The sequence below is a fragment of the Microvirga soli genome, assembly GCF_016734765.1.
Taxonomy (GTDB): Bacteria; Pseudomonadota; Alphaproteobacteria; order Rhizobiales; family Beijerinckiaceae; genus Microvirga; species Microvirga soli.
In genome coordinates, this window is record NZ_JAERQE010000005.1 from 42848 (window position 1) to 55369 (window position 12522).

General features: G+C 63.5%; 9 protein-coding genes. 6 read left to right on the forward strand and 3 right to left on the reverse strand.

Annotation, left to right across the window (positions count from 1 at the left end):
* Window positions 1–213 precede the first annotated feature (213 nt).
* Window positions 214–669, forward strand: coding sequence for a hypothetical protein (locus tag JKL45_RS06895; RefSeq protein ID WP_201860379.1), 456 nt, complete (start codon window positions 214–216; stop codon window positions 667–669).
* A gap of 18 nt (window positions 670–687) precedes the next feature.
* Here the strand turns inward: JKL45_RS06895 and JKL45_RS06900 are convergent, their stop codons facing one another.
* Window positions 688–2496, reverse strand: a complete 1809-nt coding sequence (locus JKL45_RS06900) for an ABC-F family ATP-binding cassette domain-containing protein (protein ID WP_201860380.1) — start codon at window positions 2494–2496, stop codon at window positions 688–690.
* Window positions 2497–2689: 193 nt separating this feature from the next.
* Between JKL45_RS06900 and JKL45_RS06905 the strand changes: the two genes are divergently transcribed.
* Window positions 2690–4753, forward strand: a complete 2064-nt coding sequence (locus JKL45_RS06905; protein WP_201860381.1) for a sensor histidine kinase — start codon at window positions 2690–2692, stop codon at window positions 4751–4753.
* On the opposite strand, the gene JKL45_RS06910 is transcribed toward JKL45_RS06905, so the two are convergent.
* Window positions 4737–6164, reverse strand: coding sequence for a coniferyl aldehyde dehydrogenase (locus JKL45_RS06910; protein WP_201860382.1), 1428 nt, complete (start codon window positions 6162–6164; stop codon window positions 4737–4739). The genes JKL45_RS06905 and JKL45_RS06910 overlap by 17 nt on opposite strands.
* 140 nt (window positions 6165–6304) lie before the next feature.
* Between JKL45_RS06910 and JKL45_RS06915 the strand changes: the two genes are divergently transcribed.
* Genes JKL45_RS06915 through JKL45_RS06925 form a run of 3 tightly spaced genes read left to right on the forward strand, consistent with a single transcriptional unit; the run spans window position 6305 to window position 10181 of the window.
* On the forward strand, window positions 6305–7915 hold the full coding sequence (locus tag JKL45_RS06915; protein WP_201860512.1) for an ABC transporter ATP-binding protein: 1611 nt from the start codon (window positions 6305–6307) through the stop codon (window positions 7913–7915).
* 4 nt (window positions 7916–7919) lie between these two features.
* Window positions 7920–9401, forward strand: coding sequence for an aldehyde dehydrogenase family protein (locus JKL45_RS06920; protein WP_246498352.1), 1482 nt, complete (start codon window positions 7920–7922; stop codon window positions 9399–9401).
* Between the two features lie 30 nt (window positions 9402–9431).
* Entirely contained in the window at window positions 9432–10181 is a 750-nt protein-coding gene (locus tag JKL45_RS06925) for an SDR family oxidoreductase (protein ID WP_201860384.1), read from the forward strand.
* Between the two features lie 219 nt (window positions 10182–10400).
* On the opposite strand, the gene JKL45_RS06930 is transcribed toward JKL45_RS06925, so the two are convergent.
* Window positions 10401–10688, reverse strand: coding sequence for a DUF2218 domain-containing protein (locus tag JKL45_RS06930; RefSeq protein WP_201860385.1), 288 nt, complete (start codon window positions 10686–10688; stop codon window positions 10401–10403).
* A gap of 194 nt (window positions 10689–10882) precedes the next feature.
* Between JKL45_RS06930 and JKL45_RS06935 the strand changes: the two genes are divergently transcribed.
* Entirely contained in the window at window positions 10883–12364 is a 1482-nt protein-coding gene (locus JKL45_RS06935) for an ABC transporter substrate-binding protein (RefSeq protein WP_201860386.1), read from the forward strand.
* Window positions 12365–12522 lie beyond the last annotated feature (158 nt).

Consider the following 12522-nt stretch of genomic DNA (forward strand, 5'->3'; position numbering starts at 1 on the left):
ATGATCCGCTTCTAGCGAGCGGGTGATGTCACTTTAGTGTCGCGCGCTGTTCCTCTGCAATAATGATAGACCTCAAGGGATATTTATCTGACCCTACTCCCGACCACTCAATTGCCATCAGTTTCAGACGACAGGATCACAGCCTTTGATCTTGCTAAATAATAGATTATCGTAATTAAGTTACGATACTCCCGATCGTTATGGGAGAGATAAGTGCGCCTGTTCCTTATCATTTCAGTTTGTCTCGCTGCCATACCTGTTGGGATCATTGCAGTTTTGACTATGGCTATGTGGCTATCCGATCATACGCATGAGTTCGGACCATTGGATCCTCGCTACGTGCTTCTCATCCATGGAACGGATGTGGCAAGGCTAGACTTGCTTGAGCCGATCAGCGGCAGCGTGCGCTATATTGCTCAAGGTGAGGAGGGCAACTCCCCGGCCCGTGCTTTCATGATTTTCAAAACAGGGATTCCACCCGAACAGGTTGCTCAGACATACGAAACGCGCTGCATCTCGATTGGATTAAATTCGCAACGTGAGCCCCAAGAAGGCAACGAACTCGTCGTCAGTTGCGACGGCTCAAGTAGCGAACTCGGCATTAGAGCAAGCCGATCAGGCGATGTAACAGATGTAATGGTTGGTGGATGGCTTTACCAACGCCGTTGAATTTTTGCCCTCAATGCCTCAGCCCTCCAGCTCCTCGCGCAACACCTCCAGTTCCAGCCACCGCTCTTCCGCCGCGTGCAGCTCCGTCTGCAAGTGCGTGAGCGCATCCATCGCCTTCTGGAAGCGTGCCGGGTCGCGGGAATAGAGCTCCGCATCGGCGAGGATCTCCTGAACCTTGGCGATCTTGGCCTCCAGCTCCTCCATGCGTTTGGGGAGCGTCTTCAGGTCGTGCTGCTCGTTGAAGGAGAGCTTGCGCTTGTTCTGCGCCGGTGGCGAGGCGGCTGGCTTGTCGGCGTTTCTCGGCTTGGCCTCCTTCTCGACCACACGCGCCTGAACGCCGCGGCCGCGCTGGGCCACCATGTCTGTGTAGCCGCCCGCATATTCGAGCCAGCGCCCCTCGCCTTCCGACACCAGGACGGAGCTCGCGGTGCGGTCGAGGAAGTCGCGGTCGTGGCTCACCAGAATCACGGTGCCGGAATAATCCTGGATCATCTCTTCCAGAAGATCGAGGGTCTCCAAGTCGAGGTCGTTGGTGGGCTCATCGAGCACCAGGAGATTGGAAGGCTGCGCCAGGGCGCGGGCCAGCATGAGGCGGTTGCGCTCGCCGCCGGAGAGAACGCCCACGGGGGTGCGGGCCTGTTCGGGCGAGAACAGGAAGTCCTTCATGTAGCCGATCACGTGCTTGGTCTGGCCGCCGATGGTGACCGTGTCGCCGCGCCCGCCGGTGAGCGTCTCGGCCACGGTGGCGTCGGGATCGAGGCTAGCCCGGCGCTGGTCGAGGGTGACCATCTGCAGGTTGGCGCCGAGGCGCACCCTTCCCTCGTCAGGCGCGAGAACACCCGTGAGCATGTTGATGAGGGTCGTCTTGCCGGCGCCGTTCGGCCCGATGATGCCGAGCCGGTCTCCGCGCAGGACACGTAAGGAAAGGTTCGACACGATGGGCCGGTCATAAGCTTTCGAGATGCCTTCCGCCTCGACCACGAGGGTTCCGGACTGCTCGGCCTCGGCGAGACTGATGTTCACCGTGCCGACGGCACGATTGCGCTCGCGGAATTGCTGGCGCATGGCGTGAAGATTGCCGAGGCGTCGCACGTTGCGCTTGCGCCGGGCGGTCACGCCGTAGCGAAGCCAGTCGGCCTCGGCCACCAGCTTGCGCCCGAGCTTGTGATGCTCGGCCTCCTCCTGCTCCAGCACCTGATCGCGCCATTCCTCGAAATGGGAAAAGCCCCGGTCCATGCGCCGCGTCCGGCCCCGGTCGAGCCAGACAGTGGCCTGGGACAGGCTCTCCAGAAAGCGGCGGTCGTGGCTGATGAGGACAAGGGCCGAGCGCAGGCTCTTCAGCTCGCCTTCGAGCCACTCGATCACCGGCAGGTCCAGGTGGTTCGTCGGCTCGTCGAGGAGCAGGATGTCGGGCTCGGGCGCCAGCACATGGGCAAGCGCCGCCCGGCGGGCCTCGCCGCCGGAGAGATCGGCAGGCTTTTCTTCCCCAGTCAGCCCCAGCTGCTCCAGCAGATAGCGCGCCCGGTAAGGCTCGTCGCCCGGTCCCAGACCCGCCTCCACATAAGCGAGCGTGGTGGGATAGGCGGAGAGGTCAGGCTCCTGGGCGAGATAGCGGACGGTCGCGCCCGGCTGCACGAAGCGCTTGCCGCGGTCGGCCTCGATCTGCCCGGCGGCGATCTTCAGCAGGGTGGATTTTCCCGAGCCGTTGCGGCCCACGAGGCAGGCCCGCTCCCCAGGGGAAACGGAGAGTTCCGCACTCTCGATGAGGGGCGTGCCGCCGAAGGTGAGAGCGATATCCTGAAGGGACAGAAGAGGAGGAAGTGCCATTCCCGGTCACCTGACACCTCTTTGCCGCGGATGCAAGGCCGCTCCTATGTTCCCGCTTTGATGGACGAACCGGTCGGCGCGGATCCACAGGGCTACGGCGCCTAAAACCGGGCCACTTTGCCTCCGACGCGCCACAAGGGTGGACGCTTAGCCATCTTTATGGTCCCCTAGTGCAGTTAAGCTGAGCGTCTGCATGACCCTGACGAAGCGTCTGCTCCTTCTGGCCTTGATCTCGGTTCTGCCGGCAATCGTCATTTGGACCTACACTGAAGTCTCCCTGCGCCGGGCCCGCGAGGCGGAGGTGAACGACCTTGCGATCCGGCAGGCTCAGCTGGTCGGCGCGGAAATCGAGAGAATTTTCGATGGTGTCCAGGGCCTTCTGCTCGCCATCGACGAGACGCAGTCCATCCGAAACTTCGACACGGCCGTCTGCAGCCCCTACCTGAAGGCCATTCAGGAGAAGGTGCCTTACATCCTGTCCTTCGTGGCCATGGACATCAGCGGGCACATCCGCTGCCGGCCGACCGGCACCGTCGACACCCAGCACTATTATGCGGACAGGCCCTATTTCCATAACGCCCTGGGAGAAAAGGGGTTTGTCGTCGGCGAGTACACACCCGTCTTCGAGGAAGGCGCATTGGGGCGGCACCCGGTGTTGCCCCTCGCCCTGCCGATCTGGAACAACAGGGGCGACGTGGTCGGCGTGCTGGCCGCGGCCCTCGATCTGCGATGGCTCAGCCAGAAGCTGAAGGAGCGCACCGTGCCCGAGAACGGCTCGGTCACCGTCGCGGATCGGAACGGGATCGTTCTGGTGCAGGAGCCCCAGCCCGAGCGGTTCCTTGGCAGGCTGCTGCCGCAGGAATTCCTGGTCCAGGCCAGGGCCGGTGAAGTCATAACGGCTCAAAGCACCATTCCTGATGGAATGAGACGCGTTCTCGCGCACGTGCCGCTGCAACTTCCGCCCAGGGACATCTACGTCAACGTGGGATTGTCGACAAAAGCCGCCTTCGCCGGCATCAATCAGGCCGCTCGACGCGGCTTCATGCTGATTGCGGCGGCGCTCATTTTGGCCCTTTCCCTGTCGGCCCTGCTCGGCCGCGCCTTCATCACGAAGCCCTTCGAGATGGTGACGGGCGGCATCCAGGCCTGGCGGCGGGGCGATTACGGGGCGCGGATTGCGCTGCCGCGGAAGTCCGGCGAGTTCAGTATCCTTGCCAAGGCCTTCAACGACCTCATGGACGATGTGGCCGAGCGCCAGCAGGCGCTTCAACTGAGCGAGGAACGGGCACGCCTCGCGCTCGAAGCGGGTCATATGGGAACCTGGTGGTACGATCCTGACAAGAATGTCGGCGGAATGTCCCACCAGGCGTCGTCCATGATCGGCATGTCTCAGGCCGCGACGACGATGAACCCCAAGGCCTGGAGGGATATCCTTCACCCCGAAGACATGGAGCGTGTGGTCGAGAGGTGGCGGAGCGCCATCCGGAATCGCGGCGACTATGAGGACGAATACCGGATCCGCAACAAGAGCGGGAACATCCGCTGGATCAGCTCCAAAGGCCGCGTGTTCTTCGATATTCAAAAGCGGCCGGTCTATTTCGTCGGTATTTTCCAGGACATCACCGAGCAGAAGCAGGCGGAGGAGCAGCAGCGCTTCTTCCTGGATGAGTTGAACCACCGGGTGAAAAACACCCTGGCCACCGTGCAATCCATTGCCTCCCAGACCCTGCGGACGACGGAGTCCTCAGCCCAGTTCAAGGAAGCCTTCGAGGGCCGCCTGCTGGCCCTGTCCAAGACGCACAATCTGCTGACCCGCAAATCCTGGCGCGAGGCGGAACTGCGCGATGTCGCGGAACAGGAGCTCGCCCCCTACCGCAAGGCCGGCGACGCGCGGGTTGTGCTGGACGGCCCCGATGTCAGGCTCCCGGCCCGCTACGCCATCAATCTCGGCCTTGTCCTTCACGAGCTGGTGACGAACGCCGCCAAGTACGGCGCGCTCTCCACCAATGCAGGCCATCTCGAAGTGGCGTGGTCGGTGATCGAAAGCGACGATCGCGCGAAGCAGCTCCGCATTCACTGGTCTGAAAGCGGCGGGCCGCCCGTCGCGCCGCCCAAGCGCCAGGGCTTCGGCTCGCGCCTCATCCGCCGCAGCATCGAGGGCGAGCTTGGAGGCTACATGGTGCTGAACTTCGCCGAAAGCGGTGTCGCCTACGACATTTCCGTTCCGCTGAGCCCTCCGGCTAGCGCAGCAGCATAGACAGCAGGCGATTCATGCGGCCACCATAGGGAGCCTGCGTCATGCCAGCCCCATTGAAGCGCGCCTGCCGGAACACGGATCGGGCATGGCTGAAAGTGTGGAAGCCCGCCTCGCCGTGATAGGCTCCCATGCCGCTCGCTCCCACCCCGCCGAAGGGCAATTCCTCCTGCACGCAATGCAGCAGCGTGTCGTTGATCGCGACGCCGCCGGATTGTGTCCGCGCGAGGATGTCCTCGGTAGCCGTCTTGTCATGGCTGAACAGGTACAGCGCCAAGGGGTGCGCACGAGCACCGATGAAGCGGCACGCCTCTTCGACATCGTCATAGGCGAGAACGGGAAGGATGGGGCCGAAGATCTCCTCCTGCATCGCTTGCGCATTGTCTGACACATCGGTCAGCACGACAGGCGCCAGCTTGCGCTGCGCTGCATCCAGCGCCTCGTTGCCCGGATTGATCTCGTGCACCTGTGCGCCACGCTCGCGTGCATCGTCGATCAGGTGGCGAAGGCGCGCATAATGCCGTTCGCTGATGATCGCCGTGTAATCGGGATTGGCCGCAAGGGTCGGATAGAGCTTCGAGACGGCATCCTTGTAGGCTGCGACGAATGCTTGTTCCTTGTCGCGCGGCACGAGCACGTAGTCCGGCGCGATGCAGGTCTGGCCCGCATTGAACAGCTTGCCGACAGCGATCCGCTCAGCGGCCTTTTCGACCGGATAGTCGGATGCGATCAGCGCAGGCGATTTCCCTCCCAGCTCCAGCGTCACAGGCGTAAGATTGTCGGCTGCCGCCTGCATGACCTGGCGCCCGACCGGGGTTGAGCCGGTGAAGAGCAGGTGATCGAACGGGAGATGCGTAAATGCCTTCGCAACATCCGGGCCGCCCTGCACCACGGTGACTTCGGTCGGGTCGAAGACCTCCGCGATAACCGTCTCCAAGAGCGCGGAGGTCAGTGGGGTGATCTCGGAAGGCTTGATCATCACCCTGTTGCCCGCCGCCAGTGCTCCCGCGAGCGGCGAGAGCGCGAGCTGGACCGGATAGTTCCAAGGGCTTACGATCCCCACGACGCCGAGCGGCTGGTAGAGGATGCGCCCGGAGCCGGGCTGGAACATCCACTGGATCGGCCGCCGCCGAGGCTTCATCCATCGGCGAAAGTTTTTGCGCGCATGACGCAGGCTCGCGATCACGGGATAGATATCGGCAAGCTTCGACTCGTGCGGCGAGCGATGCCCGAAATCGGCCGCGATGGCCGTCGCGAATTCGTCGGCATGGCGTACGAGCGCCTCGGCGAGCGCGCCGAGAGCCTCGGCGCGCCGCTCGGGCGACAGGCCCCCCTGCTCCATCCAGGCACGCTTCTGGGCATTGTAACAACCCTGCAGCCGGTCTTTGACCGGATTGGGAACGGCGTCATGCACGGGTCGAAGGCTCCTCTCGGTCCAGGCCATGATATGGCGGAGGAAACATCATTCTCAACACGGCATCGGCCGGAATGGATTGACGGGGCGTGCGGGATCGCAAGGATGAGCCCTCGGACCCGTCCCGCAGGAGAACGACACTGAACAGCCCCGCCCCCGTGCTGTCGATTGAGAATCTCTCCATCGGCCTTCCCGCCCTGGCCGATCGCCAGCACGCGATCAGGAACCTGTCGCTCTCCATCAATCCGGGCGAGACCCTCTGCGTGGTGGGCGAATCCGGCTCCGGCAAGTCCATGACCGCCATGGCGACCATTGGCTTGCTGCCGGGCGGCGTCGAAGTCCTGTCGGGCACGATCAAGCTGGGCGGGCGCGATCTTCTCGCCCTCAACGAGACCGGCTGGTGCGATGTTCGCGGCCGCGAGGTCGGCACGGTGTTTCAGGAGCCGATGACCTCACTCAACCCAGTGATGCGGGTGGCGGACCAGATTTCGGAGACTTTCCGCGCTCATGGGCTGCTCACGCCCGCCGAGCGGGACAGGCGCGTGCTCGATCTCCTCAAGGAGGTGCATCTGCCCCATCCTGAGCTGATCGCCAAAGCCTATCCGCACGAACTCTCCGGCGGCCAGCGCCAGCGGGTGATGATCGCAATGGCCCTGGCGCTCGAGCCGAAGCTCCTCATCGCCGACGAGCCGACCACGGCTCTCGATGTGACCACTCAGGCCCAGGTGCTGAAGCTCATCGACAACCTGCGCCGCAAGATGGGCACGGCGGTGCTGTTCATCACTCACGATTTCGGCGTGGTGGCCGAGATCGCCGACCGGGTTGCGGTGCTGCAGCAGGGCGAACTCGTCGAGGAAGGACCTGTCGAAGAGGTGCTCACCCGCCCGAAGCACCCCTATACCAAGCGCCTCCTGGCAGCAGTGCCCTCGCTGACGCCCCCGCCCCCCAAGCTGTTGGCTGGCGAGCCGATAGCCCTGAAGGTTCACGACCTCACCAAGACCTATGGCGGCCGCGGCTTCTTCCGCAAAAGCCGCGAGGTTCAGGCCGCCGACGCGGTGAGCTTCGACATCCGCCGCGGCGAGACGCTCGGGCTCGTGGGCGAATCCGGCTCAGGAAAATCGACGGTCGGGCGCTGCGTGCTGCGCCTGATCGAGCCCGACGGCGGCGCCATCACCATCGGGGATCTCCCCTTCGGCGCTCTGTCGCAGCGCGATCTGCGGCCCCACCGACGCAAGATCCAGATGGTGTTTCAGGATCCCTTCGCATCCCTGAACCCGCGCCGCACGGTCGGCCGCATCATCGCCGAAGGCCCGGTCACGCAGGGAACGGACCCAGCCAAGGCTCTCGACGACGCGCGCATCCTGCTGGAGAAGGTCGGGCTCCCGTCCCAGGCTATCGACCGTTACCCGCACGAGTTCTCCGGCGGCCAGCGCCAGCGCATCGGCATCGCCCGTGCGATCGCCATGAGGCCGGATGTGCTGGTGGCGGACGAGGCCGTCTCGGCCCTCGATGTCTCCGTGCAGGCGGAGATCCTGAAGCTTCTGAAAGGTCTTCAGGAGGAGTTCGGCCTTGCCATTCTGTTCATCACCCACGACCTGAGGGTTGCCGCACAGATCTGCGACCGCGTGGCAGTCATGCAAAAAGGGCGGATTGTGGAAATGGCCGAAACCGCGCAACTGTTTGCGTATCCGCGGGACGCCTATACCCGCCAGCTCCTGGCCGCCGTGCCGGGCATGCAAACAATGATCTAGGGAGATGACATCCGTGAACGATCAGGTCAGCGCGTCGGTCGCGCCCAACATGGTGTTCCAGAATTTCATCGGCGGGCGCGACTGCCCCGCCTCCGACGGCATGGCACTGGATGTGTTTTCGCCCGTCGACGGCACGCTGTTCGCCCGCATCGCCTCTGGCACATCTCAGGACATCGACGAGGCCGTAAAGGCCGCCCGCATGGCGTTCGAAGGTGCATGGGGCAAGCTGACGGCGACCGAGCGCGGGCGCCTGCTCATGAAGCTCGCAACCGCCGTAGAGGCGCACGCGGATGAACTCGCGCTTCTGGAAAGCCGCGACAACGGCAAGCCCCTGCGCCAGTCCCGCGCCGATGCGATTGCGCTCGCCCGCTACTTCGAATTCTACGGCAGTGCCGCCGACAAGCTGCACGGTGACGTGATCCCGTACCTCAACACGCATTTCATCGGCGTCGAGCGGGTGCCGCACGGGGTTACCGGGCATATCGTGCCCTGGAACTACCCGATGCAGATTTTTGGACGCTCGGTAGGTGCGGCGCTGGCCGCCGGCAACGCGACAGTGGTGAAGCCCGCTGAGGACGCGTCGCTGACGATCCTGCGCGTCTCGGCGCTCGCCCGCGAGGTCGGTTTCCCCGATGGCGCGCTCAATGTTGTGACGGGCCTTGGCCGCACGGCAGGCGCAGCGCTCGCCGGTCATCCCGGCATCGATTTCCTGTCCTTCACCGGCAGCCCCGAAACCGGCACGGCCGTTCAGGTTGCAGCGGCGCAGAACCACGTGGGCGTGACCCTCGAGCTCGGCGGCAAGTCGGCCCAGGTAGTGTTCGACGATGCGGACTTGGAGCGGGCTTTGCCCACGCTGGTCAACGCGATCATTCAGAACGGCGGCCAGACCTGTTCGGCCGGCAGCCGCCTACTGATCCAGCGCGGCATTTTCCAGGATGTGGTCGATGCGGTGTCCAAGCGTTTCAGGGCCTTGCGCGCCGGTCACCCGGAGCACGAGCCTGATCTCGGACCTATGATCAATCAGGCGCAGCAGCGCCGCGTCCTCAATTACCTGGAACGCGGCCGCAACGAGGGGCTTGCCATCGTCGGTGAGGGCGTGGTGGCGCTCGACGCTCCTCCCGGCGGCTATTACGTGGCGCCCACCTTCCTCGCTCCGGTTCCGCACGAGAGTATCCTGACACAGGAAGAGGTCTTCGGGCCGGTGCTGGTGGCAACGCCCTTCGACGACGAGGCGGACGCCATCCAGCTTGCGAACGGCACGCAATATGGCTTGGCGGCCGGTGTCTGGAGCCGGGACGCAATGCGCTCCACACGCGTGGCCCGCTCCATGCGCGCGGGCCAAGTTTTCGTGAACTGCTACGGCGCCGGCGGCGGCATCGAGCTGCCCTTCGGCGGCTTCGGCCGCTCGGGCCACGGTCGCGAGAAGGGCTTCGAGGGCTTGATCGAGTTCACCACGACCAAGACTCTCGTCATCGCGCACGGATAATCAACACGTCTCACATCAGGGGAAGAACGCATGAATCGCCTTGAAGGCAAGGTGGCGCTGGTCACGGGCGCCGGGTCAGGTTTTGGCTTTGGCATCGCGGAGACATTTGCCCGCGAAGGCGCCAAGGTCGCCATCATCGACATCAACGAATCGGCAGCCAAGAGCGCGGCGGAGAAGATCGGCTCTTCCGCAATCGGAGTGGCCGCCGACGTGTCGAAGGCCGCTGACGTGAACGCTGCAGTCGAGAAGACCGTGGCGGCTTTCGGCAAGCTTGACATCGTGGTCAACAATGCGGGCATCAGCCACCGCAACCGCCCGATGCTGGAGGTGGAGGAAGACGAGTTCGACCGTGTCTTTGCAGTGAACGTGAAGTCGATCTATCTCTTCGCCAAGGCGGCCGTTCCGCTGATGCAGAACCAGGGCGGCGGCGCGATCATCAATGTGGGCTCCACCGCTGGCCTGCGCCCACGCCCCGGCCTCACCTGGTACAACAGCACCAAGGGTGCCGTGCACACCATGACCAAGTCCATGGCCGTGGAACTCGCGCCCAGCCGGATCCGCGTCTGCGCCCTTGCCCCCGTGGCCGGAGAAACGCCCCTGCTCGCCACCTTCATGGGCGAGGACACGCCCCAGAAGCGGGAGCAATTCGTCAACTCCATCCCGCTCGGCCGCTTCTCGACCCCGCAGGACATCGCCAACGCGGCGCTCTACCTCGCCTCGGATGAGGCAAGCATGATCACCGGCGTGGTGCTGGAGGTCGATGGCGGGCGGTGCATCTAGAAAATCCCTGATGTCATTACCGGTCTTGTGCCGGTGATCTCGATTAGGAAGGCGTAGTGTTCTTCACATCGGGACGGCCGGGACAAGCCCGGCCATGACATCAGAGGGTGTCATTCCCGGCCGGCGCGCAGCGGAGGGGAAGGGAATCCATGGCGCTGAGCGTGCGGGTGGATCCCCTCCCCGGCCTGCGGCCGCCGGGAATGACACGAGCACCATCCATCACCCTTTCGACCACTCGAACGGTAGCGGCGCCTCCCGGAACGCGAACCGGTCGAGGTGCGAAGCGACGACGCCCTTCATCCGCTGAAGCGTCTCGTCGTCCTTTGCCTCCACCTTCACCGTGAGTGCCTCGGAATCCGCCGTCATGGTGGCAACGGCAGCTGGAAAGCGAACGATACCCTCGTTCTCAGAGAGTTGGACATCCAGCTTGTGGCTCCAGTGCTTGCAGAGCTGCTGGAGGTATTTTGCGCCATTCTCAGTCGGCACCCGGGCCGTCTCGAAAGCCATCTCAAAGCCTTTCCTTGCCGCCAAAGCCGTTCAGGGGGCCGGCTCTGCGCATCATTCGACAAGGGTGCTTAAGCCTGCGCTAGGTGGAAGTTAAGTGAACAATCCGTCATGACGGTCTTCCATCCAGCGCCATCCTGCGTAAGCTGACGTCATCGCGACCTGTCGCAGCCCATACCGGATGGAGTTCAAGCCTGATGACGAAGCGCCTCCTGACTGCCGCCCTTCTCCTTTCCGTCAGCGCCCTTCCGGCCTTTGCGGCCAAGACATCCCTGGTAGTAGGCATGCCCATCGAGCCGCCGGGCCTCGATCCGACGATTGCGGCCCCCGTGGCCATCCGCGAGGTGACCTGGGCCAATCTCTACGAAGGCCTCGTGCGCATTGACCGCGCCGGCAAGGTTCAACCCCTGCTGGCAAAAAGCTGGGAGGTCGCGCCCGACGGCCTGACCTATACCTTCCGCCTGCAGGAGGGCGTAAAGTTCCACGACGGCTCAGCCTTCGATTCAGCGGATGTGAAGTTCGCGTTCGACCGCGCCCGCGACCCGAAGTCGACCAACGCGCAGAAGCAGATCTTCGCGCCTATCGCGTCCATCGAGACGCCTGATCCCGCAACTGTCGTGATCAAGCTGAAGGAAACCTCGGGCAACTTCCTCTACTATCTCGGCTGGGGCGACGCGGTGATCGTGGCGCCGGAGACGGCCGCCAGCAATGCGGCCAATCCTGTCGGCACCGGGCCGTTCAAGTTCAAGTCCTGGACCCGCGGCGACCGGGTGGAACTGGCGAAAAATCCCGATTACTGGCAGAAGGACAAGGTGAAGCTGGAGAGCGTCACCTTCCGCTTCATCAGTGATGCGCAGGCGCAGGTGGCGGCCCTCAAAGCGGGTGACGTGGACGCGTTCCCGAACCTTGGCGCGCCGGAGCTCTTCGCCGAGTTCCAGAAAGATGCCCGCTTCAAGGCGGTGGCCGGCAACACGGAGGGCGAGACCGTTGCGGGCCTTAACAGCGCCAAGAAGCCTTTCGACGACGTTCGCGTGCGCCGCGCGCTCATGCATGCAGTCGACCGCAAGGCGCTGATCGAAGGCGCCTATTCCGGCTTCGGCCAGCCCATCGGCAGCTTCTTCTCCCCCAACAATCCTGCCTTCGTGGATACCACGAACGTCATTCCCTACGATGTGGAGAAGGCAAAGGCGCTTCTGAAGGAAGCGGGCTACGGCAACGGCCTGTCCATCACCATCAAGTCGCCCCAGATGGCTTATGCCAGCCGCTCGGCAGAACTGCTCTCGGCCATGATGGCGGAAGTTGGCGTGGACCTGAAGATCATCCCCACCGAGTTCCCGGCCAAGTGGATCGAGGAGGTGTTCAAGAACAAGGATTACGACGTCACCATCGTGTCCCATACTGAGCCGCTCGACATCGATATCTTCGCCCGCGACAGCTACTACTTCAACTACAAGAACGAGAAGTTCAAGGCTCTGGTGGCGGAAGCGGCCAAGACCACGGACGAGAAAGCGCGCTTCGCGAAATACGCGGAAGCGCAGAGGATTCTCGCCGAGGACGTGCCTGCCCTCTTCCTGTTCCAGCTGCCGAAGCTCGGCGTATGGAACGCGAAGGTGCAGGGTCTGTGGGAGAACTCGCCGATTCCGTCGAACGATGTGACGGAAGTATCGTGGAGCGAGTGAGACAGGCATATGGTCTCACGCCGCTTCCTTTGACACGCCCGTCATCCCCGGACTTGTTCCGGGGATCCACGTCTTAACACCGCTCAAAGACGTGGATGGCCAAGGCAAGCTCGGCCATGACGGAAAGGTTTCACCTGTTCACCCCTATCACTTCCCTT

Bases quoted from the DNA above. Each gene is read 5' to 3' on its own strand.
- JKL45_RS06900 (WP_201860380.1), bottom strand. From the start codon at position 2,496: ATGGCACTTCCTCCTCTTCTGTCCCTTCAGGATATCGCTCTCACCTTC.
- JKL45_RS06925 (WP_201860384.1), top strand. From the start codon at position 9,432: ATGAATCGCCTTGAAGGCAAGGTGGCGCTGGTCACGGGCGCCGGGTCA.
- JKL45_RS06920 (WP_246498352.1), top strand. From the start codon at position 7,920: ATGACATCCGTGAACGATCAGGTCAGCGCGTCGGTCGCGCCCAACATG.
- JKL45_RS06905 (WP_201860381.1), top strand. From the start codon at position 2,690: ATGACCCTGACGAAGCGTCTGCTCCTTCTGGCCTTGATCTCGGTTCTG.
- JKL45_RS06935 (WP_201860386.1), top strand. From the start codon at position 10,883: ATGACGAAGCGCCTCCTGACTGCCGCCCTTCTCCTTTCCGTCAGCGCC.
- JKL45_RS06930 (WP_201860385.1), bottom strand. From the start codon at position 10,688: ATGGCTTTCGAGACGGCCCGGGTGCCGACTGAGAATGGCGCAAAATAC.